Source organism: Sulfuricella denitrificans skB26, assembly GCF_000297055.2.
GTDB classification, from domain to species: domain Bacteria; phylum Pseudomonadota; class Gammaproteobacteria; order Burkholderiales; family Sulfuricellaceae; genus Sulfuricella; species Sulfuricella denitrificans.
Window position 1 is genome coordinate 2,012,105 of record NC_022357.1, and the last position, 24,138, is coordinate 2,036,242.

Annotated in this window: 24 protein-coding genes and 1 pseudogene; 16 read left to right on the plus strand and 9 right to left on the minus strand. The window is 58.4% G+C overall.

Annotation, left to right across the window (positions count from 1 at the left end; genetic code table 11):
• Nucleotides 1–10: 10 nt before the first annotated feature.
• Nucleotides 11–301, plus strand: a complete 291-nt coding sequence (locus tag SCD_RS09770) for an RnfH family protein (RefSeq protein ID WP_009204980.1) — start codon at nt 11–13, stop codon at nt 299–301.
• A 65-nt stretch (nt 302–366) separates the two neighbouring features.
• On the opposite strand, the gene SCD_RS09775 is transcribed toward SCD_RS09770, so the two are convergent.
• Complete coding sequence (locus SCD_RS09775; protein WP_009204981.1) at nt 367–1,230, minus strand: hypothetical protein; 864 nt, start codon at nt 1,228–1,230, stop codon at nt 367–369.
• A gap of 75 nt (nt 1,231–1,305) precedes the next feature.
• Here SCD_RS09775 and SCD_RS09780 point away from each other — a divergent pair, with 75 nt between their 5' ends.
• From SCD_RS09780 to ycaO, 15 genes are all read left to right on the plus strand, one after another.
• Nucleotides 1,306–2,346: a quinone-dependent dihydroorotate dehydrogenase gene (locus SCD_RS09780; RefSeq protein ID WP_009204982.1), complete on the plus strand. Its 1,041-nt coding sequence runs from the start codon at nt 1,306–1,308 to the stop codon at nt 2,344–2,346.
• Nucleotides 2,347–2,353: 7 nt separating this feature from the next.
• Complete coding sequence (gene ald / locus SCD_RS09785; RefSeq protein ID WP_009204983.1) at nt 2,354–3,466, plus strand: alanine dehydrogenase; 1,113 nt, start codon at nt 2,354–2,356, stop codon at nt 3,464–3,466.
• 84 nt (nt 3,467–3,550) lie between these two features.
• Nucleotides 3,551–4,129 (plus strand): electron transport complex subunit RsxA, encoded by a 579-nt coding sequence (gene rsxA / locus SCD_RS09790; RefSeq protein ID WP_009204984.1) that lies wholly within the window; start codon nt 3,551–3,553, stop codon nt 4,127–4,129.
• Nucleotides 4,130–4,198: 69 nt separating this feature from the next.
• A complete protein-coding gene (gene rsxB / locus SCD_RS09795) occupies nt 4,199–4,753 on the plus strand; it encodes an electron transport complex subunit RsxB (protein WP_009204985.1) in 555 nt (184 codons plus the stop codon).
• On the plus strand, nt 4,750–6,414 hold the full coding sequence (gene rsxC, locus SCD_RS09800; RefSeq protein WP_009204986.1) for an electron transport complex subunit RsxC: 1,665 nt from the start codon (nt 4,750–4,752) through the stop codon (nt 6,412–6,414). The genes rsxB and rsxC overlap by 4 nt, the downstream gene beginning before the upstream one ends.
• Nucleotides 6,411–7,439: an electron transport complex subunit RsxD gene (gene rsxD, locus SCD_RS09805; protein ID WP_009204987.1), complete on the plus strand. Its 1,029-nt coding sequence runs from the start codon at nt 6,411–6,413 to the stop codon at nt 7,437–7,439. Before rsxC ends, rsxD begins: the two co-directional genes overlap by 4 nt.
• Nucleotides 7,436–8,086: an electron transport complex subunit RsxG gene (rsxG, locus tag SCD_RS09810; RefSeq protein WP_009204988.1), complete on the plus strand. Its 651-nt coding sequence runs from the start codon at nt 7,436–7,438 to the stop codon at nt 8,084–8,086. The genes rsxD and rsxG overlap by 4 nt, the downstream gene beginning before the upstream one ends.
• Nucleotides 8,083–8,784, plus strand: a complete 702-nt coding sequence (locus SCD_RS09815; protein ID WP_009204989.1) for an electron transport complex subunit E — start codon at nt 8,083–8,085, stop codon at nt 8,782–8,784. The genes rsxG and SCD_RS09815 overlap by 4 nt, the downstream gene beginning before the upstream one ends.
• A gap of 288 nt (nt 8,785–9,072) precedes the next feature.
• Nucleotides 9,073–11,928 carry an XrtA/PEP-CTERM system TPR-repeat protein PrsT gene (gene prsT / locus SCD_RS09820; protein WP_009204990.1) on the plus strand — a complete coding sequence of 952 codons (2,856 nt, stop codon included), beginning with the start codon at nt 9,073–9,075 and terminating at the stop codon, nt 11,926–11,928.
• Between the two features lie 184 nt (nt 11,929–12,112).
• A complete protein-coding gene (xdp1, locus tag SCD_RS17055) occupies nt 12,113–12,967 on the plus strand; it encodes an exosortase-dependent surface protein XDP1 (protein ID WP_023506937.1) in 855 nt (284 codons plus the stop codon).
• 322 nt (nt 12,968–13,289) lie between these two features.
• Nucleotides 13,290–13,928 (plus strand): endonuclease III, encoded by a 639-nt coding sequence (gene nth / locus SCD_RS09830; protein WP_009204992.1) that lies wholly within the window; start codon nt 13,290–13,292, stop codon nt 13,926–13,928.
• Nucleotides 13,925–15,025, plus strand: coding sequence for an FIST C-terminal domain-containing protein (locus SCD_RS09835; RefSeq protein ID WP_009204993.1), 1,101 nt, complete (start codon nt 13,925–13,927; stop codon nt 15,023–15,025). Before nth ends, SCD_RS09835 begins: the two co-directional genes overlap by 4 nt.
• Nucleotides 15,018–15,440 carry a DUF1841 family protein gene (locus SCD_RS09840; protein WP_009204994.1) on the plus strand — a complete coding sequence of 141 codons (423 nt, stop codon included), beginning with the start codon at nt 15,018–15,020 and terminating at the stop codon, nt 15,438–15,440. Before SCD_RS09835 ends, SCD_RS09840 begins: the two co-directional genes overlap by 8 nt.
• A 98-nt stretch (nt 15,441–15,538) precedes the next feature.
• On the plus strand, nt 15,539–16,114 hold the full coding sequence (locus SCD_RS09845; RefSeq protein ID WP_009204995.1) for a Tll0287-like domain-containing protein: 576 nt from the start codon (nt 15,539–15,541) through the stop codon (nt 16,112–16,114).
• A 72-nt stretch (nt 16,115–16,186) separates the two neighbouring features.
• Complete coding sequence (ycaO, locus tag SCD_RS09850; protein WP_009204996.1) at nt 16,187–17,902, plus strand: 30S ribosomal protein S12 methylthiotransferase accessory factor YcaO; 1,716 nt, start codon at nt 16,187–16,189, stop codon at nt 17,900–17,902.
• A 74-nt stretch (nt 17,903–17,976) separates the two neighbouring features.
• Here the strand turns inward: ycaO and SCD_RS09855 are convergent, their stop codons facing one another.
• The 8 genes and pseudogenes from SCD_RS09855 to SCD_RS09885 form a co-directional block, all read right to left on the minus strand.
• The gene (locus SCD_RS09855; protein WP_009204997.1) at nt 17,977–18,687 is read right to left on the minus strand and encodes an OB-fold nucleic acid binding domain-containing protein; all 711 of its coding nucleotides are present in this window, start codon (nt 18,685–18,687) and stop codon (nt 17,977–17,979) included.
• 74 nt (nt 18,688–18,761) lie between these two features.
• The gene (glgC, locus tag SCD_RS09860; RefSeq protein ID WP_009204998.1) at nt 18,762–20,087 is read right to left on the minus strand and encodes a glucose-1-phosphate adenylyltransferase; all 1,326 of its coding nucleotides are present in this window, start codon (nt 20,085–20,087) and stop codon (nt 18,762–18,764) included.
• Nucleotides 20,088–20,211: 124 nt separating this feature from the next.
• Complete coding sequence (locus SCD_RS17125) at nt 20,212–20,298, minus strand: universal stress protein (protein WP_148290842.1); 87 nt, start codon at nt 20,296–20,298, stop codon at nt 20,212–20,214.
• A gap of 76 nt (nt 20,299–20,374) precedes the next feature.
• Complete coding sequence (locus SCD_RS09865; protein WP_009204999.1) at nt 20,375–21,265, minus strand: universal stress protein; 891 nt, start codon at nt 21,263–21,265, stop codon at nt 20,375–20,377.
• A gap of 103 nt (nt 21,266–21,368) precedes the next feature.
• Entirely contained in the window at nt 21,369–22,016 is a 648-nt protein-coding gene (locus tag SCD_RS09870; protein WP_009205000.1) for a CBS domain-containing protein, read from the minus strand.
• 257 nt (nt 22,017–22,273) lie between these two features.
• Nucleotides 22,274–22,491: pseudogene (locus SCD_RS16160) on the minus strand (catalase); the annotation flags it as partial.
• Nucleotides 22,492–22,684: 193 nt separating this feature from the next.
• The gene (locus SCD_RS09880) at nt 22,685–23,089 is read right to left on the minus strand and encodes a rhodanese-like domain-containing protein (RefSeq protein ID WP_009205002.1); all 405 of its coding nucleotides are present in this window, start codon (nt 23,087–23,089) and stop codon (nt 22,685–22,687) included.
• A gap of 25 nt (nt 23,090–23,114) precedes the next feature.
• Nucleotides 23,115–24,086, minus strand: a complete 972-nt coding sequence (locus tag SCD_RS09885; protein WP_198408598.1) for a TerC family protein — start codon at nt 24,084–24,086, stop codon at nt 23,115–23,117.
• Nucleotides 24,087–24,138: the final 52 nt, after the last annotated feature.

The window sequence follows — 24,138 nt, forward strand, 5'->3', positions numbered from 1 at the left end:
GGAAGGTGCAATGAAAATCAGCGTCGCCTACGCCTCACCAACCCGCCAAGCATGGCTTAGTGTCGAAGTACCCGATGGCGCGACTATCAGTGATGCCATAGCGCGTTCGGGTGTCCTCCAGCAGTTTCCAGAAATCGACCTCGAGCAGCAAAAAGTCGGCATCTTCGGCAAGCTCACCAAGCTCGACGCTGCACTCGCGGATGGCGACCGCATCGAAATCTACCGCCCCATCACTTGCGACCCGAAAATGGTGAAGCGCAAGGCCAAAACCGAGGGTGAAGAAGCGCCATCTGAAGGCTGAACGGGAAAGCCTGTTGCCTGGGGTGACAGCAAAAGCAGCTTGATCGCATCGCCTTCGCACTCCACCTAACGCCCTTCCTCCACCTTGAGTCTCACCGTCCGGCGCTCGCCGGACTGGGTGGAGGCAGTTTCAAGAATGGCGCGACTGACCTCATCCCGACCCGACGTCATTCCACCCAACTCCACCCATTCTCCCAGTTTGGCACTGACGGTAGTTCGCAACTCCTGAAACCGCACATCCTGAATGCCCCCGTTGCCGACGAACGACAAGCGCGGCGCGATTTCCAACTCCACCCGATCGCCGTTCAGGCGAGGCAAAACATCGAAGCCGGTGGTGACATTCAGGAACTGCGTGTCCTGTCCATAGGCAACACGATTGCCGGCGAACACCAGGAAGCGCTGCACATAGGGCAGAGACTGACCGACACGGATAAAGGCAGGCGCACCTTCCAGCACGTTGATGAACTGGCTGTTGTTGTCCCGGCTGGAACCGGTGCTGCGCGTGATCCTGTAGCGCAGGCTATCTTCCTCCGCACCCCCGATCACCAAGCCGCCGCGGCTGCCGGATTCCCCACGCGACGACGCAATCACGCGCATATCGCCCACCCGCCCCTCGCCGGAAACGCCCTGTGAAGTAGCGCCACCGCTGCGCGTCACATCCTGTTGCAAAGTGATTTTCAGATTCTTCCGTGCCCGGTCGAGTTCGGCCAGCAGCAGTTCGATGTCGCGCATCCCCTTATCCGAAGCGCGCACGAAAAGCTGGTAATTCATGCCGCCGATGTTCTCCCCATCCCCCAGCATGGGACGGATCACCGGGATCAATTCCTCGGCGGAGTGGTGCTTGAGCGGGATGATTTTGAGCGGATAATCTGCCTGTGCCGCCATGGCCAGCATCGATAGCAACAGCGTCACGATCAGCTTCTTCAACATCGTTTTCTCCTTGCAGAATCCCTATTCTAGCGCCTTGCTTGCCCCTTGTTACAGGTTAGGAGGTAAAATGCCGGGATGTACTCATTCATCCGCTCCATATTTTTCAGCCTCGACGCTGAAACCGCTCACGGCCTCGGCATGCGTGCTATCAGGGATGCCCACCGGGTAGGGCTGTTGTGCCTGCTCGCGCCGCGCATCAAATCCACGCCCCGCACCGTGATGGGATTGACCTTCCCTAACCCGGTCGGCCTGGCCGCCGGACTGGACAAGGACGGCGACTATATCGATGCGCTCGGCGCGCTGGGCTTCGGTTTTATCGAAATCGGCACAGTCACACCCCGCCCCCAGCCCGGCAACCCCAAGCCGCGCCTGTTCCGGCTGCCGAAGGCGGAAGCAATCATCAACCGCATGGGCTTCAACAACAAGGGCGTCGACTACCTGGTCAGCAGCGTCAAACGCAGCCGCTACAAGGGCATACTCGGCATCAACATCGGCAAGAACTTCGACACGCCGATCGAAAAAGCCGTCGATGACTACCTGATCTGTTTGCGCAAGGTCTACCCCTACGCCAGCTATGTCACCGTCAACATTTCCTCGCCCAACACCAAGAACCTGCGCCAGCTGCAGCAGTCGGACGAACTGGAAAACCTGCTTGCCGCACTCAAGGCCGAACAGAAGACGCTCGCCGAGCAACACGGCAAATATGTGCCGCTGGCGCTCAAGATCGCGCCCGACCTCGACACCGAGCAGATCATCATGATCGCCGACTTGCTGCTCAAGTATCAGATCGACGGCGTGATTGCCACCAACACCACCATCGGCCGCGAAGGTGTTGAAAACCTGCCGCATGCGGAAGAAACCGGCGGCCTCTCCGGTGCGCCGGTGCGCCAGAAATCCAATGCGGTGATCAAGCAGCTCTCCATCGCCCTGCAGGGAAAAATCCCGATTATTGGAGTCGGCGGCATCATGAACGGGCTTGATGCTGCGGAAAAGATCCAGGTTGGCGCCAGTCTGGTGCAGTTCTACTCCGGCTTTATCTACCGTGGCCCGGAACTGATAGCCGAGGCCGTGCGCGAGATCGACAGCGCTGAGCGCATGGCTTTCAAACAGAAGTAATTACCGTATGCTGATCGGCGTCCCTAAAGAAATCAAAGACCACGAATACCGTGTCGGCATCACCCCGGCCGGGGTGCGCGCCCTGACCGACGCCGGCCACGAAGTACTGGTGGAAACCCGCGCCGGCGAGCGCATCGGGTTTAGCGACGAACTCTACCTGGCTGCCGGCGCCAGGATAGCCGACTCGGCATCCGAGGCCTACGCCTGCCCGCTGATCGTCAAGGTCAAGGAACCCCAATCCGGCGAGATTCCACTGCTCCGGGAAGGGCAGGTGCTGTTTACCTACTTGCATCTGGCCGCCGACCCGACGCTAACCCGCCTCCTGCTGGAAAGCAGGATCGTCGCCATCGCCTATGAAACCGTCTCCGATGCGGCAGGTGCCTTACCCCTGCTCACGCCGATGTCGGAAGTGGCCGGAAGAATATCCATCCAGGCCGGCGCCACCGCGCTGCAACTGGCCAACGGAGGTCGCGGCGTGCTGCTCGGCGGCGTCCCCGGCGTCGTGCCCGGAAAGGTGCTGATCCTCGGCGGCGGCACAGTCGGCACTCATGCTGCGATGATGGCGCTGGGGCTGGGCGCAGACGTCACCCTCATGGACATCAGCCTGCCACGACTGCGTTATCTCGACGAAGTATTCGGCACCCGCCTCAAGACCCGCTATTCCGATGCGTATGCCCTCGAGGAACTGGCGCGCGAGGCCGATCTGCTCGTCGGCTCGGTGCTGCTTCCCGGCAAGCGCGCGCCGAAACTGATCAGCCGCGCCCTCGTCAAACAGATGCAACCGGGCTCGGTGCTGGTTGATGTAGCTATCGATCAGGGCGGCTGCGCGGAAACCTCCCGCCCCACGACGCATTCCAGCCCCACTTACATCGAGGAAGGCGTGGTGCATTATTGCGTTGCCAACATGCCGGCGGCCTGCGCGCGCAGCGCCACTCAGGCGCTGACCAATGCCACTCTGCCCTACGTGCTGGCGATTGCTGACAAGGGATGGAAGGTGGCGCTGAAAGCGGATGCCGGTCTGCGCAAGGGTCTCAACCTTCACCTTGGCCAGGTGACTCACGCCGGCCTGGCTTCCGACCTTGAACTTCCCTGCATCAGCCCAGATATAGCCTTGGAGTAGAGCCCAAGCTTTGTGCGACTTGCAAGTAGGGGATTTAATGGCTGACAATCCCACCATAGCGAACATTGAGGCGGCCTGACGACGATGGAACATTACTTTTTCATTCTGATCGGCACGGTATTGGTCAACAACATCGTGCTGGTCAAAATACTTGGCCTGTGCCCCTTCATGGGGGTATCCAAGAAGTTGAGCGCTGCCGTCGGCATGGGCGCGGCGACCGCCTTCGTCCTCACCCTGGCTTCCGGCCTGAGCTATCTGGTGGATCACCACCTGTTGATCCCCAACGACCTCAGCTATCTGCGCACCCTGTCCTTTATCGTGGTGATCGCCGCCATCGTCCAGTTCACCGAAATGTTCATTCGAAAATCCAGCCCGATGCTGTACCAGACGCTAGGCATCTACCTGCCGCTGATTACCACCAACTGCGCGGTGCTCGGCATTCCCCTGTTGAATGTGCAACAAAACCACAATTTCATCGAATCCCTGGTCTTCGGCTTCGGCGGTGCCCTTGGTTTCGGCATGGTGCTGGCGTTATTCGCCGCCATGCGTGAACGCCTTGAAGGCGCAGCCATTCCAGCGCCGTTCCGCGGCTCGGCCATCGCGATGGTGACTGCAGGATTGCTGAGTTTGGCGTTCATGGGTTTTGCCGGACTGGTGAAATAATGGCACTTACCCCCTCTCCCCAACCCTCTCCCACGAGGGGAGAGGGAGCAAACGAGAAGGGCGCTTGTTTTGATTAGCGCCATATTAGTCATGATTCTCCTCGGCGTCGTTCTGGGCGCCGTACTGGGTTATGCCTCGATCAAGTTCAGGGTCGAAGGCAACCCACTGGTCGAAAAAGTCGAGGCCACTCTGCCGCAGACCCAGTGCGGACAATGCGGCTTTGCCGGCTGCCGCCCTTACGCCGAAGCGGTTGCTGCCGGTGAGGCAGAAATCAATCAATGCGTCCCCGGCGGCAATAATGTGGCCAAACACCTGGCCGAGCTGCTCGGCGTGGAGTACAAGCCCGTCGGTGGCGAAGAGGATTTCGGCCACAAGCCCAAGATGGTCGCTTTCATCGACGAAAATACCTGCATCGGCTGCACCGCCTGCATCAAGGTCTGCCCGGTAGATGCCATCATCGGCGCAACGAAGCTGATGCACACTATCCTGGCCGATCCATGCACCGGCTGCGAGCTATGCGTACCGGCCTGCCCGGTAGACTGCATCACGATGATCCCGGTGAAGGAAAATGTCTCCACCTGGAAACGGCAGTTCCCAATTTTTGAATTGAAGAAAGTGGCATGAGAACGCTCCACAAATTCCACGGCGGCGTGCATCCTCCGGATCACAAGACAGAATCGAATCGCCTGCCTATCGCCGCCGCGCCGCTGCCACAGCGCCTGATCGTGCCGCTGCGCCAGCACATCGGCACCCCGGCCACGCCGATCGTCAAAGTCGGCGACCCTGTCCTGAAAGGACAGATGATCGGCGCTGCCGACGATTTCATCTCTGCTGCCGTTCATGCGCCGACATCAGGTATCGTCAGTGCCATAGAAATCCATGCCGTACCCCACCCTTCCTCCCTGCCGGACCTGTGCATCACCATCGAGCCGGATGGCGAGGAGCGCTGGATAGAGCGCCAGCCACTGGATTACCAGACTGCCGACCCCGATGCGGTGCGCGCCCGGCTACGCGATGCCGGCATCGTCGGGCTGGGTGGCGCGGTGTTTCCCACCCATGTCAAACTCAGCCCCGGCCAGCAGAAGATCAAGACCCTGATCCTGAACGGTGCGGAGTGCGAACCCTGGATCACCTCCGACGACCTGCTGATGCGAGAGCGCGCAGCCGAAATCGTGGCAGGCATCAAAATCATGGCGCACCTGATACAGCCGAAAGAAGTCCTGATCGGCATCGAGGACAACAAACCCGAGGCCATCGTGGCGATGAAGGCGGCGTGCCAGGGAACAGGCTTTGAAGTGGTCACGGTACCCGTCCTTTACCCCAGCGGCGGCGAGAAACAGCTGATCAAGATGCTGACGGGCAAGGAAGTACCGAGCGGCCAGCGCACGGTCAATACCGGCGTTTTGTGCTCCAACACCGGCACTGCCTATACCATGCACCGCGCCGTCGACCACGGCGAACCGGTTATTTCGCGCATTGTCACGATCACCGGCAATGTTGCCAAACCGCAGAATTTCGAGGCGTTGCTCGGCACCCCGCTCAGCGAACTAGTTCAACTGGCGGGCGGCGCCAGGCCCGAAACCAGCCACTACCTCATCGGCGGGCCGATGATGGGCTTCGGCATGAACAATCTCGATGCCCCTCTGACCAAGGCAACCAACTGCCTGATCGCCGTTTCGCCCGCGCTGTTCCCTCCAAAACCTGCAGCCATGCCATGCATACGCTGCACCCAGTGCGCCCAAGCCTGCCCATGCAACCTCCAGCCACAGGAACTCTTCTGGTTTTCGCAAAGCAAGAATTTCGACAAGGCGCGCGCCTACAACCTGTTTGACTGCATCGAATGCGGCTGCTGCGATTACGTCTGCCCCAGCCATATCCCTCTGGTCTCCTTTTTCCGCTTTGCCAAGAGTGAAATTGCCACGCAAGACCGGGAAATAATGGCGGCAGAGCAGGCCAAACAACGCTTCGAGTTCAAGCAGATGAGGGAAGAACGCGAGAAAGCAGAAAAAGCGGCCCGCATGGCCGAGAAAACGGCTGCCGCCAGGGCAGCGGCCGCCGCAAACCCGGACGATCCCGTAGCGGCAGCGAAAAAGGCAGCGATCCAGGCCGCCGTGGAACGTGCCAAGGCAAAAAAGGCCGAGGCAGTTGCTGCTGCTGACCTTCCCCCTCTCCCCTTGCGGGAGAGGGCTGGGGAGAGGGGTGAAAATATCGATGTCCCTTCGCCCTCCCCCCAACTCTCCCCCGTCGAGGGGGAGGGAGTAAAAAACAACACGGAACCCTCATGAGCTCACCCCACGTCCTCACCCCCGGCAGCAGCGTCAGCACCATCATGCTGCTGGTGCTGGCCGCCCTGCTGCCGGCGATCGCCGTCTATTACTTCTACTTCGGCCCCGGCATCCTGATCAGCCTCGTCCTGGCAAGCGTCACAGCCCTGGTGGCCGAAGCGGCGATGCTGCGATTGCGCAACTATCCAATAAAATATTTCCTGACCGACGGCAGCGCTGTGCTCACTGCCTGGCTGCTGGCGCTGTCCATCCCGCCGCTGGCGCCATGGTGGCTGATCGTGGTCGGCACCGCCTTCGCCATCATCGTCGCCAAGCACCTATACGGCGGCCTCGGCAATAACCTGTTCAATCCGGCGATGGTGGGATTTGCCGTACTGATGATCTCCTTCCCCTCCACCATGACGCAATGGACAGCACCTTTACTGCTGTCGCATCACCCGGTCGGATTTTCCGAAACACTGCAGTACTACTTCAGCGGCACGCTGCAAGGTGTCAAGCTTGACGCGGTGACCATGGCCACCCCGCTCGACGCCATGAAGACCCGCCTCAATCTCCAGCACACCATGAGCGAAGTGACGAACATGCCGATCTTTGGTATGTTCGGTGGCAAAGGGACCGAGGCGATCGCTGCCATGTACCTGCTCGGCGGCCTGTTCCTGTGGCAAAGACGCATCATCACCTGGCACACCCCGGTCTCCTTCCTGGTCACCCTGGCTCTGGTCGCCACGCTGTTCAACGGCATCGACCCCAACCGCTATGCACCACCGATGTTCCACCTCTTCACCGGCGGAGCCATGCTGGGCGCATTCTTCATTGCCACCGACTACGTCACCAGCCCGACCACGCCGCTCGGCAAGCTGATCTTCGGCGCCAGCGCCGGCTTCCTCGTATACGTCATTCGGGTATTCGGCGGCTACCCGGACGGCATCGCCTTCGCTATCCTGATCATGAATGCCGCCGTGCCGCTGATCGATGCCTATACACAGCCACGGGTATTCGGCCACGACTCCAGGACGAAACCATGACCACCAGCATCCTTCGCCACGCCTCCGCCTCCGCCGGCATCCTCACCGCCTTCGCGGTCGTTGGCACGGCGCTGCTTGCTGCAACCTACCTGGTCACCAGTCCGATCATTGCCGAAACCGAGAAACAGGCCAAGCTCGCCCAGATCGGCCAGATCCTGCCGGCCGCACTGCACGACAATGATTTATTCAAGGACTCGGCACTGCTTCCGCCTGCCATGGAACTCGGCAACAGTGAACCCACTCCGGTCTATCGCGCCTTAAAGGAAGGCAAACCCTCCGCCGCGGTGCTGGAAGTGATTGCCCCTGATGGCTACAGCGGCAAAATCCGGCTGATTGTCGCAATCAAGACAGATGGCGAAGTTTCCGGCGTGCGAGTAGTGACTCACAATGAAACCCCCGGCCTGGGAGACTATATCGAAATCGCAAAAAACAGCTGGATCCGGATATTCGAGGGAAAATCGCTGTCGAAATTTGCAGATCAGGACTGGAAAGTAAAGAAAGATGGTGGCAAGTTCGAGCACATGGCCGGCGCCACCGTCACTCCGCGCGCAGTAGTGAAGGCGGTACACGAATCGCTGAAATACTTCGCCACCAACCAGGACAGGATTTTCTCCCTGCCGGCCAATACTCAGGAGCAAGCGAAATGAGTGACGACACCATCAGCTACAAGGAAATTATCTGGAACGGCATCTGGAAGAACAACGCCGGCATCGTTACCCTGCTCGGCCTGTGTCCCCTGCTGGCAGTCAGCTCCACCGTAGTCAACGGCCTCAGCCTGGGGCTTGCCACGGCGCTGGTGATGGCCTGCAGCAACGGCGCGGTGTCGGTGGTACGGAGTTGGGTGCCGAACGAAATCCGCATTCCTGTTTTCATCCTGATTATCGCCGTGCTGGTGACCATCATCCAACTGTTGATGAATGCCTACATGCAGCCACTGTACCTGGTGCTGGGCATTTTCGTGCCGCTGATCGTGGTCAACTGCAACGTGCTAGGCCGCGCCGAAGCCTTCGCCTCGAAAAACCCGGTGATGCCTTCGGTAGTGGACGGTTTCATGGTCGGCTTCGGCCTTACCCTCACCCTCGGCGTACTGGGCGCGATGCGCGAGATAATCGGCAAGGGCACGCTATTTTCCGGCATCGATCTGGCGTTGGGCGAATCGGCCAAGGGGCTGATCATCACTGTGTTCCCAGACTACCATGGCTTCCTGCTCGCCATCCTGCCGCCTGGCGCCTTTCTCGGCTTGGGCCTGTTGATTGCCGGAAAAAACTGGATCGATCAGCGCGCCAGCAAGAATGTGCAAAGACAACCTGCCGCAAGCCTCCCGCCTTCCCACGTAACCGCGTAGGATTGAACTGACCCAAAACGATTGTCCAGGTAAATATTTTGAGCCGCGGAGAATGCGGAAGAATTCAAATGGTTGTCGTGAAGCGCACGCACCTGGCGGGTGACTCAACAGAACTTTCCCATAACCTGTTTCGCGACTTGGCCGAGCTTGTTGCTGATTGATATTCGGCAAGTTAGCATACCGCATTCATGGGATGATGTACCGCACGCGCCAAATCCACACAACAATCATGTCGCGCCAGCATTCGATTAATCAAAATTTCATTACCTTGGTATAAATAGGCCCACCATGCGAAGCCACAGTGTCCAGATCGTTAAAACGAACCGAATTTTCCATTTCAGCGTTATGGCGCTCTTCGCTTTACTAATTGGTTTTTCTGGCAGTATCAAAGCGGCAAACAAGAATGAACAGGCATCCAAGTTCTATGAAGATGCGTTGGTGCGCTATGAAAAGAAAGACTTTGCTGGTGCCATTATTCAGCTAAAGAACGCTCTGCAACAGGATGCAAACATGCTGGCAGCACACGTTTTGCTGGGCCGGTCCTTCCTCGAAAAAGGCCAACCCAACAGCGCCGAAGTAGAATTCGACAAATCCCTGGCATTAGGCGTTGACCGCGCTGTGATCGCTATATCTCGCGCCCAAGCCTACGCCTATCAGGGAAAGTACCGTCGCTTGCTGGATGCTGTTGCCCTGGATGGTCTGACACCGATTGTCCGTCAGGCAGTATTGTCCATCCGGGCCAATGCGCAAATAGAACTCGGCGACCTTAAGGCTGCAAGGCAGACCCTTGAACAGGCTTATGCCATCACTGGCACCAAACCGCCCCACCTGATCCTGATCGATGCAAATTTGTCATTTCGCGAAGGCAAGCCACAAGTTGCCCGGAGCCTGATCGATCAAGCCATCAATCTAGATCCGAAAAGTGCTCCTTACTGGAATTTCCGCGCCACGATTTCGCATAGTGAAAACAATTTCAAAGCCGCACTCTCCGATTACGATAAAGCACTGGCTCTCGAACCGAAATATCTCGCAGCACGCCTGGCACGTGTTTCGCTTTTGATGGATATGGCACAAGACAAGAAAGCGGAACTGGATTTGCAGTACCTGCGGCACGAGTTTCCTAATGATCCGCGGAGTCTATATCTGGGGGCGCTATTATCCGATAGGCGGCATGACAGTGCGGCTGCCAAAAAAACTTTAACTGATCTCACCAAGGTACTTGACCCAATATCCCCGGAGGTCCTGGACCAGTCTTCTCAACTGCTTCTGCTGGGCGGGTTGGCCCACTTTAGTCTGGGTCAGATGGAGCAGGCCGCCAGCTATCTGAAGCGGTTGTTGACGCTGGCTCCCGAGCATATTGCCGGACGCAAGTTGATGGGGGTATTGCGACTCAGAGAAGGCAATAGTAATGCGGCTATTGAAGTTCTGACTCCTGTTGTCAGTGCTACCCCTGATGACGCAAATGCGCTTTCATTGCTGGCTAGCGCCTATATGGCCCAGAAGGATTTTCGCAAGGCCAGCTCGCTGCTTGAGCGCGCCACACAGGTTACAGGTGGCGCGCCGCAGTTTGAAAGCTCCCTTGGCTTCAGTCTGCTGGGCGGCGGCCAAGTAAATCAGGGGTTGGAGCATCTGACCCAGGCTTTCCTGAAGGATCCTGGACAACCCCAGGTAGGGGCTACACTTGCCATACTGCATATCAAACGCGGCCAGCCGCGCCAAGCCGTCCAAGTCGCCGAGGCAATGACGCGGCTAGAACCCAATAGCCCCCTGGCTCTCAATCTGCTCGGCGTGGCTCGTGTTGCCGCCAACGACCGGGCTGGGGGCCGCGCCGCTTACGATAAAGCCGTGACAGCGGATCATCATTTCATTCCGGCCCGGCTCAATCTGGCCAAACTGGATGTGATGGAAGGCAAGCATGATGCGGCGCGAGAAAGACTTGCCGTGATCCTCAAGGAACAACCCATCAACACGCAGGCAATGTCCGAACTTGCCAATGTGGAAGAAAGTCTCGGCCGGCTGGATGCGGCGATCCAGCAACTGCAAAAAATTCACTCATTGGAACCGAAGAATATTGGTCCCGGTGTGCATCTGGCGGAAATTTACCTGCGCAGAGGCGAAACCGAGAAAGCCTTGAACCTTGCCAAGGATCTTGAAAATGCGAACAGCGCAGACTTGGAGGTTCTCGCTATTGAGGGGCGCGCCTACGTGGCTGTGGGCAATCCTGGGCTGGCGCGGGTGATCTACAAACGCATGACCCTGATGGCAGGGTTTGATAGTGCGTGGCAGTGCCGTATCGCGCAACTGCAGCTTGGTGCCGGCGATCAGAATGCCGCCCAATACAATCTGGATAAGTCCCTCTCTGGCAATCCCGAATACCTGCCAGCTTTGGCGCTGCAGACCGAACTTGAGTTAAAAGCGGGCAAGCTGTCCGAAGCCGAAGCACGAGCCCGCCGGATTGTGAGTCGTTACCCGGGACAAGGCGAGGGCTACCGTTTGCTGGGTAATATTGCCGTGGCCCGTGGGCGGTTCGATGAGGCAATGACCCACTTCCGTACAGCACTGGACAAGGAACCCGGAACCGACGCGGCAATCCGGCTGTATCAGGCCAGTATTCAGGCTGGTCGCCAAGCCCACGCGACCGGGGTCATGACCAGTTGGCTCAAGGCGCACCCAAACGATGATGCGGCCAGGTTGGCGCTTGCTGAAGGTCATTTACGTGTCGGCAATATTGTGGCCGCGCGCGCGGTGTATGAAACCATCTTGAAGCGTCGCGGGGAAACTGTCGGAATTCTTAACAACCTTGCCGGTATTTTATTGCAGCAAGGAGAAGCTGCGGCGCTGAACTATGCGGAAAGGGCTTATCGCCTCGCCCCGTCGGATGCCGCTGTTGCTGACACCCTGGGCTGGGTACTGGTAAGGCAGGGCCAAGCCGAGAAGGGGCTGCGCTACCTGCGTGAAGCCAAGCTGCGCAATTCGTCCAATGCTGAGATCCGCTATCATCTCGCTGCGGCGCTGGAACAACTGGGGCGCCCTGCCGAGGCACGGCAAGAATTGGATCAGGCGCTTACAGGCAATGCCAGCTTTCCGGGCATCGAGGATGCCAAAAAACTTCGTCAGCGCCTTCCTTCCCCAGCTATTCAATAACCATTTTTACGACTGTCGGAATTTTTTACACCCGTACCCTGAGATTGAGCTGCTTTAGTTGCTAATGTTTGTAACGATATGATTACAATCAACCGAATTGCAACGGCATGAAATTTGCTAGTACTCAATTAGAGGTCTGAAAAAAAAACGTTTCGCGTAAAGGTTAGGCCAGAGGGAGTACGACATGAAACCAAATACACTTATTGCGGCAATTCTTGCTTTAGCCGGGATCGCGCTGGCCTTGCCAGTTCAGGCCACGACTACATATTCATATTCTTGGGACCTTGGCGCGAGCGGGATAGAAACTGGCGCCGGGACCTATGGAAATACACGGACTTACGCCGCTACCGGAACCCCGTCTCCAGCACCCGCCAATAACGTAGTCGCCAGCGCTTGGGCCGACACCACTTCCGGCACATCCACCACAGCTGCTACCGCGTCCAACAGCACGCTAAACAGTGCTTACCTGGGATCTTACACAGGCGGACTGGGTGTATCGAATCGGCTTGAGGGGATTGGCGTTTCAGCGCCTAACCACGCCTTGGACAATGCGACAAATTATGACAGCATCGAGTTTAAATTCGGTACCGCCACGACTCTCAGCGCAGTAACGATTGGCTACCCATCCGCCACCTCTACTTATGATTCCGATATTAGCGTTTTGGCCTGGATCGGCGCAGGCAGCCCTACATTGCTTGGAAACAAGTATGGCTCTCTGGTGGGATCAGGTTGGTCAGTGATCGGCAACTATTCCAATGTGGCAACGCTACCAAACCAAACGATCAATCTTTCCACCGGCGTGTCGTCCAGCTACTGGATAGTAGCCGCCTACAACAGCGTTTTTGGCTCTACCTGCCTTGACGCCGTAACTGGGCAGTCTGTCGCCTGTAATACTCCGACAACTAGTTACGATTACGTTAAGGTGCAAATGCTGGCGGGATCCACCACTACCACGCCCCCTCCCGGCGTTCCTGAACCGGCCACACTGCTTCTGTTTGGCGCCGGTCTGTTGGGCCTGGTCAGGATGCGTCGGCAGTAAGCTCTGACGGGTTTGCCGAAGACATAAATATTTATCCAAAATGGAGTCCCTGAGTGGACTCCATTTTTATTTGCGCACCTTAAATAATAGATTATTCATGCCCTGACGGCATCCATCCGAATCTGATCGTCTCCTTTACTCCAATGTCTCTTGTGGGGCGGGTACTGAGCTTAGATTTTCCCGATAACCGACTCTGGAACTGATCCATCAGCCGTGCTGCGGATTTCGAGAACGGCTACTTTGAGGGCTGTTTTAATCACGGCATCCAGATGCCCGAATTTGCTTTTGGCATTCGTGCTTTTTGTCGTGTTAAACTTTTCACATGAATACCGCTAAACGTCGCGAAATCTTCACCCGCTTTCGCGCCGCCAACCCCAAACCCACCACTGAACTGGTCTACCGCACCCCATTCGAACTGCTAGTGGCGGTGGTGCTATCGGCCCAAGCCACGGACAAGAGTGTCAACCTCGCCACCGCCAAGCTGTTTCCGGTGGCCAATACGCCGCAAAAGATGCTCACCCTCGGCCAGGAAGGGCTGGAGTCCTACATCAAGTCCATCGGCCTGTACAAGAGCAAGGCCAGGCACCTGATCGCAACCTGCCGCCTGCTGCTGGAACAGCACGACAGCGAAGTACCGCAAAACCGGGAGCAACTGGAAAAACTGCCCGGCGTCGGACGCAAAACTGCGAATGTAATTTTGAACACCGCCTTCGGCCAGCCTACCATCGCAGTAGACACCCACATCTTCCGTGTCGCCAACCGTATCGGTATCGCGCCGGGCACGACCGTACTGGAAGTGGAAAAGAAGCTGCTCAAGTTCATCGCGCCGGAGTTCCGTCACGATGCACACCACTGGCTGATCCTGCACGGACGCTACATCTGCAAGGCGCGCAAGCCGGACTGCCCGCACTGCTTAATCAACGACCTGTGCGAATACAAAGAGAAAATCTTACCCTTATGAGCATCGCCACCGGACTTGCCACTGCCCCCATCGCCGAACCACAGCTTGCCGGTCTGGCTGTTACGGCCGCCATGGAGAAGGCTGGACTGACTATCGCCAACAGCGTACTGCTGTTCCTCACCCCGGAGTTCGCTCGCGACCCCAAGCCCGCCCTTCTGGCCGCTTCCCGGGCCAGCAACTGCACCCGCATTATCGGCTGTTCGGCAGCCGGCATTTTTACCGATCAGGACTGGGTGCTGGACGCGCCCGCCGCAGCCGCAATGGTGTTTGGCGGCGACATCAGCTTGGCCCCGGCGCCACAACCGCTGGCGGACGACCTGATCCTGTCTCTGGCCGCCCCGAATGCGCTCAACTCCGCCTGGATCAGCGAACCGGGACGGCGATTCGGCGGGGTGTCGGGAGATGCGACCGGTCAGGGTCCGTTCAAGGTTTGGTGCGGCGGTAGGACGGCCGAAAACGGCCGCTGCGAAACCCGGATCGCCAGTGCAAGCGGTGTCATCGGCGTTTCCCAGGGCATCCGCGCCCTGAGCGAACCACTAGAAATTACCCAGGCCAGCGGCTACGATGTAATCTCGCTCGGGCAGCAACCTGCCATGAACGTGCTGACGCGCGAACTGCCTCTCGACCTCCGCAGCGAAAACGGACTTCCCCTGCACCTGCTGATGGCCGGGATCATCCACGGCGATCCGGCGACGGCTATCGCCGATGGCCGCTTCCGCCTCGCACCGATCATTTCCGCCAATGCTGAGGATCGCTCGGTTACCCTGTCCGCGCGGCTTGCGCCCGGCGAGCAGATGTTCTGGGCGGTGCGCCAGCCGCTAGCCGCCGAGCGTGACATGCGCCTGACGATAGACCGCTTGCAGCAGGAACTCGATGCCCCGCCCGATTTCGGCCTGCTGTTCCCCTGCATGGGACGCGGCCCCTATTTCTACGGCGGGGTGGACCGTGACCTCGACCTGGTCAAGCAGCGCTTCCCGGGCATGCCGCTGATCGGCTTCTATGGCAATGGCGAAATCGGGCCGCTGGATGGCGCCAACCAGTTGCTGCAGTACGCTGCCGTTCTCGGTCTGTTCGCTCGGATGAGCGCTCATGTTTAGCCCCAGTCGCGACCAGGCACGCCGTTTCTTCTTCGAGTCCTGGCAAAAATTCCACGCCAGGCAGCCGCTATCCGGCCTCGAAACTATCGCCCTGGAACTGATGCAGCAACACCCGGAATACCACGCCATCTTCGACAACCCGGAACGCTACGTCGAGCGCGATTATTTGCCTGAGTCGGGAGAAACCAACCCCTTCCTTCACTTGGGCCTGCATCTGGCAATCCGCGAGCAAGTGCCGATCGACCAGCCTCGCGGCATCGCCGCCCACTACCGGCGCCTTCTGGAAAAGATGGGTAGCACGCACGACGCCGAGCATTTGATCATGGACTGCCTGGCAGAAATGATCTGGCAGGCGCAACGAAACCACACGGCGCCGGACGCCGAAATTTATCTTGCCTGCCTGTCCAGATGTTAAAATCCATTTCATGCTTGATTGACAAAAATCGTAGCGCTTCAAAACATTTCCAATTACCCTCTCCTTTTTTTAACTTCTACGAGACCAAGGATCAACCGATGAAAAAACAATTGCTTGCCTCAGCCACCCTGCTGCTCGCCACAACCACCTTCCAGGCCGTAGCCGACGACATGGCCCAGTATCAGGAAGAAAGCCGCAAGATCGTCAAGGAATTCGCCTCGCAACTGGGCGGCGAAATGCAAAAAGAAATGAAGGCCAACGGGCCGGTCGGCGCCATCAAGGTGTGCCGCGACGTAGCGCCCACCATCGCCTCCGAAGTTTCGCGCAAGAACGGCTGGAACGTTAGTCGTAAGTCCCTGAAGGTGCGAAATGCTGCGCTGGGCATGCCGGATGCCTGGGAACAAAAAGTGTTGTCCGACTTTGAAAAACGCATGGAAAAAGAAAACCCGGCCAACATGGAATTCGCCGAGGTCGTCACCGAACCACAGGGCAAATTCTACCGCTACATGAAAGCCATCCCGGTGCAGGATGTCTGCCTGAAATGTCATGGTGGAGATGACACCGTCGCCCCCAACGTGAAGGAAGCACTGAAGGCCGAATACCCCCACGACAAGGCCACCGGCTACACCCTGGGCCAGATCCGCGGCGGCTTCAGCATCAAGCGCCCCCTGTAACTTTCGCTCACCGAACGCCCCGCCCAAAGCGGGGCGTTTTCATTTCACCCGACCACCCGGCAGGACTCGCACATGCACACAGAAAGCTTTATCGCAGGCAAGGATGCCTCGCTGGAATCGTCGATCGGCACCATGCAATCCAGACTGGACAATCTGGGTTTCCATATTGAAGAGCGCTCCTGGCTGAACCCGATAGACGGTGTCTGGTCGGTGCATATCCGCGATCGCGACTGCCCTATGCTATTCACCAACGGCAAGGGCGCATCCAAACCGGCGGCGCTAGCGAGCGCACTGGGCGAGTTTTTCGAGCGCCTTTCCTGCAACTATTTCTGGTCGCATTATTATCTGGGCGAAACGATTGCCAATCGCTCATTCACCCATTATCCGCAAGAACAATGGTTCAAGCCGGGAGACGATGGCGACTGGCCAGAAGAGCTGCTCACACCGGAACTGCGCGCGTTTTACAACCCGGAAGGCAGCATCGATGCCGACACCCTGGTCGATCACAATTCCGGCAATATCGAGCGCGGCATCTGCGCCCTGCCTTACATCCGCAGCCGCGACGGCATCCGCGTCTGGTTCCCGGTCAACATCATCGGCAACTTGTACGTCAGCAATGGCATGTCGGCCGGCAACACCCCCGCCGAGGCACGCACCCAGGCGCTGTCGGAAATTTTCGAACGCCACGTCAAATTCCGCATTATCAGCGAAGGGCTGTGCCTGCCGGAAGTGCCGGACGAGGTGATCGCCCGCTTTCCCGCCATAGAGGCAGGCATCCGCGCACTGCGCGCGGCGGGCTTCGGCATCCTGGTCAAGGACGCCTCGCTGGGCGGGCAATACCCGGTCATGAACGTGACCCTGCTCAACCCGCACGACCAGGGCTGCTTCTCCAGTTTCGGCGCCCATCCGCGCTTCGAAATCGCTTTGGAGCGCTCCCTCACCGAACTGCTGCAAGGCCGTGCGCTGGATGCGTTGGGTGGCTTCCCCGAGCCGGGCTTCGACCTGGACGAAATCGCCAGCTCGCCGAATATCGAAATCCATTTCGTCGATTCCAGCGGCATCATCAGCTGGAACTTCCTCGGCGACTCGCCTGATTTCGAATTCAGTGACTGGAATTTCAGCACCACCACCGAAGAAGACTATGCCTGGCTGACCGAGCGCATCCACGCCGAAGGCCGCGATATCTATATCGCCGACTTCGCCCATCTGGGCGTCTACGCCTGCCGCATCATAGTGCCAGGCATGTCGGAGATTTACCCGATCGACGATCTGGAATGGGAAAACAACAGCGTCGGCAACGCCATCCGCCCCGCCATCCTGCGCCTGACGGAGTTGAGCGACGACGAATGCGCCGATCTGCTCAACACGCTGAACGAACTCGGCCTGGACGACCAGCGACCGGTTGCGGCACTGATCGGCCTGGCCGCCGATGCCGGCTCATTCTGGAAAGACTTGCGCGTAGGCGAGCTAAAAACCCTGCTGGCGCTGGCGATCGGGGATGAAGAAGCGATCCGTGAAGGCTGCGATTGGGTACGCCATTTCGAGCAACTGAACGAACAGCGCCGCAAGGTTTACCGCTGTATCGAAAGCCTGCTCAACCTGGACGATGCCGCTCCGTACAGCGACTCCCTGAAGCACCTTTACGGCGCAGATACGCTGCAACAGGCGCAAGCCCTGCTCAGCGGGGAGCAGCGCTTTTTCGGCCTGCACTCACCGGGGATGGCGCTGGAAGGGTGTGATATGCACCAACGCTTGCTTGCCGCTTATGGAAAACTGCACGTAATATAGGCGGTTACCACTGCCTATTATTCCGTATAAAACATAGCCCGAGCAGGGGGCTCTGCGCGGGCTGTCTCAACCGATTACTGCTGCAGCGTCGCCTCTTCGATGAGCACTTTATACGCATAGCCTGCACCGAAATCCTTGTCAGTACGAACGACGCCCTTCACCGTCACGACATCCCCGACCTTCGCCTGGCTCATGGTTGTCACGAGTACGTCGTTCGAACCGGTCACAGCAGAACCCGAACCATCGCGCAGATGAATCCAGTTTTTCCCCATGATCTGCGAGTTGTACTTCACGACCTTGCCGCGAACCAGAACAGGCTTGTCCTTCAGTTCGGCGCCTTTGGTCATGATTTCCGCAACGGTCCGAGCGTTCGCGCCGCTGGCCCTGGGGACATGGACATCACCGACATCCACCGTCTTGGCGACGCCGGAGTGAGCCGTAGCCATATCATGGCCCGCAGCCTGCACGACCCCTCCCGCACCACTCAAGGTGCCGAAAACTATCGTCGGAAAAGTCTTCTTCAGCGACTTGCTCTCGAAGTTCTTCATGACCATCACGTTTTCGATCGTGACTTCGGTGCCTTTCTTAACTGGCGACTTGTTGACCGCAGCCCAGGTCTCGCCGTCCCTAGTCTTGAGGCGGAGGTAAGTATAGCTCTCGACATCCTTGACATCGAGAACCTCGCCCTTGACGACAGTGGGCACAGGTGGGATGGCGTCAGGATTTTCACCTGCCAAAACGAATGGGGCAGCAACAATCATGCAGAACGCCAACAGGGCTTTCATGGTCTGGAATACTCCTTCGAAACAGGGCCTGTGAGTATAGCAGAAGGCCAGTCAGCGGCGCCGACTCAGGCTCTTCATCGCACCCTGTGGACGGTCTGCCCGAGCATTTCCGGCGTGATCAGCGTGATGCCGCGCTCGGTGACGTGGAAACACTGTTTGTCACGCTCCGGGACGATACCGGCCGAGAAACCGTCGGGAATCTTGCAGTGCTTGTCCACTACCACGCGCTTCAGTGTCACATGGCGACCGATCTCGACGTTGGGCAGGATGACCGAGTCCTGTATCAGGCTGTAGTCGCCCACGTACACTTTCAGGAACAACAGGGAGCGTTCGATGGTCGCGCCGCTGATGATGCAACCGCTGGAGATCAGCGAATCCATCGCATGGCCGCGCCTGCGGTCATTGTTGAAAATAAACTTCGCCGGCGGCAACTGCTTCTGATGGGTCCAGATCGGCCAGGCATCATCGTACAGATTAAGCTCGGGTGTCACCTGCACCAGATCCATGTTGGCTTCCCAGTAGGCGTCCACCGTACCGACATCGCGCCAGTACGGCACATCGCCCACCATGTTGACGCAGCTGTCCGCGAAGCGATGGGCAATAACACGGTTGCGCGTCACGAGGTAGGGAATGAGGTCCTTGCCGAAATCGTGGCCTGACTCCGGGTCGTCGTGATCGCGGATGAGTTGCTCGTAGAGGAAGCGCGCGCCGAATACGTAAATACCCATGCTCGCCAGTGCGCTATCCGGTCTGCCGGGCATCGCTGCCGGGTGTTCCGGCTTTTCGTGGAAGTAGGTTACCCGCCCTTCCTCGTCCACGCCTATGATACCGAACTCCCGCCCCTCAGCGCGCGGCACCTCGATGCAGGCGACGGTAACATCCGCCGCTTTCGCGACATGATCGGCAAGTATGCGACTGTAATCCATCTTGTAGACATGGTCGCCGCAGAGGATCAGCACATATTCCGGCGCGCAACTGCGCAAAATGTCCAGATTCTGAAAGACGGCGTTTGCCGTGCCCTCATACCACCCCTCCTTGACGCGTTGCTGGGCCGGCAAAACATCGATGAACTCGTTGAACTGGTCATCGAGAAAGCTCCAGCCCCGCTGGATGTGGTGAATCAGGCTGTGCGCCATGTACTGGGTCGCCACCCCGATGCGCCGAATGCCGGAATTGATGCAGTTGCTGAGCGGAAAATCGATGATGCGCAGCTTGCCGCCGAATGGAACGGCCGGCTTGGCGCGCCAGTCGGTCATCTGCTGCAGCCGGCTGCCGCGTCCGCCGGCAAGCACCATGGCGTAAGTCTTCTTCGTCAGGGCGCCGATGAAGCGTGGCGCCAGCTCCGCCCTGTACGGACAGTAACTAGTATGAGCACAGGTTTCGTCGTCATGTTCTTTCATCAGGCCGCACCTCCAATTCTCCACGTGCCTCGGGATTTCGCCGTCATTTCACCAACGTCACGGAAATCTTTGCCAAATGGATAATTTTGGTCGCCCCCTGGCCGAGCACCAGGTTCGCAACCATTCACATCCCACGCGTGCCCATGATGATCATGTCGCACTTTTCCCGCTCGGCGGATTGAACCAGGGTTTCCGCTACTTCTCCCTTCAACTTATTTTAAGCAAAACACGGGCTGCCTTGACCTCCTGCGTTACTGGCGTCCTCTCAATGCTTGCTCCGGCTATTTTTACAGACTGACCACCAGCACGTCGCAGCCGGCTTCGCTCAGCACATGCTTGGTGACGCTGCCAAACAGCATGTCTTCCCATTCCGACTGGCCATGCTTGCCCATGACGATCAGGTCGGGGGCGATGGTTTCCGCCTTTTCCCTGATCACGCCAGGTGCATTGCCGAACTCTACCGTGTGTGAGACCCGGTCATCATCAGATTCCAGTTCAAAAACAAATTGCCGCATGGCACTGTTCGCCTGTTCGCGTGCCAGGATACGGTAGGACCGGATGTTTTCGTCGCTCACGCCGGCAAAATGCAGATTGCCCTCGAACGGCACTTCGAACACATGCAGCAGGGTGATATCGGCTTGGGGGGCGATGCGCAAGGCCATCTGTACAGCGCGTCGGGAAGGTTCGGAAAAATCCACCGGCACCAGTACGTTACGGTACGGGCCGCGCGGCTCGCGCCTGACGATCAGCACCGGGCAGGACAGCTTGCGTAGCGATCTCTCGGCGGTGGAGCCGAGAAACAGCTTGCGCACGAAGCTGCCGCCGTGAGCGCCCAGCACTACCAGGCCGGCGCCTATGGCTTCGGCGTGGCGCACGATCTCTTCATGGGCGTGGCCGATTTCGATGACAGGCATGACTGGAATATGATGCTTATCAGCAAGCTCGCAAGTCAGTTTTGTAAGTTGTTCCCTGGCTGTATCAATCAGCCGCCGCTCGGTTTGCTCGGGGGACTGGGTGAGCAGATGGCGCAGCGATTCCAGCGCCAGGCTGCCGATGACATGCACCAGGTCCAACTCCGCGCCGCCCATCTCGCGCGCCAGCATCGCCGCACGGACTTCGGCACGGCCAGCGTACCAGGACAGGTCGGTGCCCGCTGCGATCCGCTTTATTGTGGTCATGATTCAGTTTCCTTTTTCAGGTTTTCCTTTTCAATGCTGCCAGCCGCAAAGTCCACCGCGTCATCGAACTGAAACCGCGCCGGCGTGGGCCAGACGACTGCCGTCACGCCCACAAACTCAGGGGCGGGTCGGCAATGACCGCGCGCAGGATATCGCCGCGCGAGAGGAAGCCCACCATCTCTCCCGCCTCGTTCACTACCGGCACGCCGGTAAAGCCGGTATCCAGCAGCACGCGTGCCACGCGGCGGATATCGGCGATCGGGTCGGTACTCACCACGGGGCTGACCATCACTTCGGCCACGGTGCGGGCCAGAACATCGCGCACCGCGCCGTCTTCCACGTTGAGCACGGTGAGCAGGTCGCGCTCGGAGACGATGCCCACCAGGCGATACGCACTATCCAGCACCGGGGCCTGGCGAATTCGCCCTGTCACAAGGGTGCGCCAGGCGTTCTCGATCCGCGACTCCGCCTGCACCGCCGTCACTTCCCGGCTCATGATCTGGTAGGCGTGATAAAGTGGCCCGCGTTCAGTCTCTTGATAGCTCATCCCCTGATAAGCACGGGCGGCAGATTCAAAATTTGCGCCGTTTTGATCCGAGTCCAGGCCGACCACCGGCATCTCCGCACCCAGTCTCTCATCCTCGCGATCAAGGCCGCGAGCATGCCGGGCGCGCATCACCCCCGGTACCTGAATCAACTGCTCCAGTGGTCCGTGGAAAATTGGGCCGGTGACACCATAGATAGAGAACAATTATCGCGACCTTTCATTTACATCCCGGCTAGGACATCAATTTTATTGGATGCTGTTCTCCAGGAAGGATGGCGCTGACGAACTACCCGATGAGCGCGGTTGTCTGGAGAAACAACAATAACCGGCGGTAATCCAGTTGCCACCGGCATTTTTTAAAAACCCCTGGCTTTGGGACTTACTTATTGATGCCCAGCGCCTTGGCTACGCCAGCACCGTAAGCGGAGTTGGCCTTGGTGCAGTTTTCGATATGACGGGTTGTATTGGGTGATGTCGTGCGTCACCGTGAAACTGCCATAGGCAGCCGAGCCCTTGGCATGCATGCGTCGCTCGGAGATCACCTCGCGATCGAAGTGGCCCGCTTCTCCAAAAACCAGACATCCTGAAGCAGCATGGGCTCACGCGGGCCGGCAGTCATCACATTCTGGTTGTCGGGTACCGGCGCGCCGCCGGTGGTGGTGAGTTTTTTCTTGCTCATGGAGATCTCCTTGGGCTATTGAACAATTCATGACTTTCATTATAGAGAGCGTGTAGTCAATACCACCAATTGATTAAACCAATCCCTTTGATTGCCAAAGATTATCAATAAATGGCGAAAGCATGTTCAGTCACCCATTCCGGATTCCAGATACCCGCAAAAAAGTTGATTAAATTCCCTACCATAGCGCTTTTCAGTTTCGGATGACCGGGTTGTTATCGCTCATCCAGCGGTTGATGCCGTTACGCACGTTGTAAACCTGCGTATAGCCCATCTTCGCCAGTTCACGCGCCGCGGCGTCGGTGCGGTTGCCGCTGCGGCAGATCAGGACGACCGGCGCATTCTTGTCCACCTCGGCGCTGAAGCGCGGCAAAAATTCCGGGTTCGTCCGTCCGGCTGCGTCAAAGAAGGTCAGTTTGCGGCTGCCTTCCACCACGCCGGTCTGGCGCCATTCCTCCGGCAGGCGGATGTCGTACAGAGGCACGCCCTGCGCCAGCAGCTCTTTCAACTTGGCGTTATCGACGTTGGTGTAGGGCGGCTCTGCGCAAGCGCCGAGACTGAGTGCAAAAAGAACGACAGCGAAGAGGCGAGCGATCATGGGATCATTCCTTTCATAAAGGGATTCAATGGGAGGGCTTGTTGCGCGTGGCAATCAAGCTGGCGACGACGCTCGCCCCGATCAGGACGGCGACGATGGCCAGCGAGGCTGCCACCGGCACGTGATACCAGGGTGCGATCAACATCTTGGCACCGATGAAGGTGAGCACCATGGCCAGGCCGTATTTCAGCAGATGGAAGCGGTCCGCCACGTCGGCGAGCAGGAAATACAGCGCCCGCAAGCCCATGATGGCGAAGATGTTGGAGGTAAAGACGATGAAGGGGTCAGTGGTGATGGCGAAGATGGCCGGGATGGAGTCCACTGCGAACACCACGTCGGAAGTCTCGATCAGGATCAACACCAGAAACAGCGGCGTGAAATAGCGCACGCCGTCCTTCATCACGGTGAATTCCTCGCCGTGATGGCTCTCGGAGATGCGCAGATGCCGGCGCGCGAATTTCAGCACCGGGTTCTTGTTCAGGTCAGGTTCCTTCTCCGCCATGACCAGCATGCGCATACCGGTCACCACCAGAAAGAAACCGAAGATATACAGCACCCAACTGAACTCCTGCACCAGCCAGGCCCCGGCCAGAATCATGACGGCGCGCAGGACGATCGCACCCAGCACGCCGTAGATAAGCACCCGACGCTGAAATTCAGCGGAGACGTGGAAGGACGAGAAAATCAGCAGGAAGATAAACACGTTGTCCACCGACAGCGACTTCTCGATCAGATAGCCGGTGAGGAATTCCAGCGCCTTGCGGTCGGCGATCTCCTGCCCGGCCGTGCCGTTCAGATACCACCACAGGCCGGCGTTGAATAACAGCGCGAGGCTGACCCAGACCAGCGACCAGGCGGTCGCCTCCCGGCCGCTGACCTTGTGCGCCTTCCTGCCGCCGAAGACGAACAGGTCCAGCGCCAGCATGACCAGCACGAAAGCGATGAAGGCAGCCCACATCCAGGGTTCGCCAATGGAGACTGCGCTATTCGTATTCATATATACAGGAGAGTGGAATTAGACAGCGTCATGATACCGACCCTGTTTCATC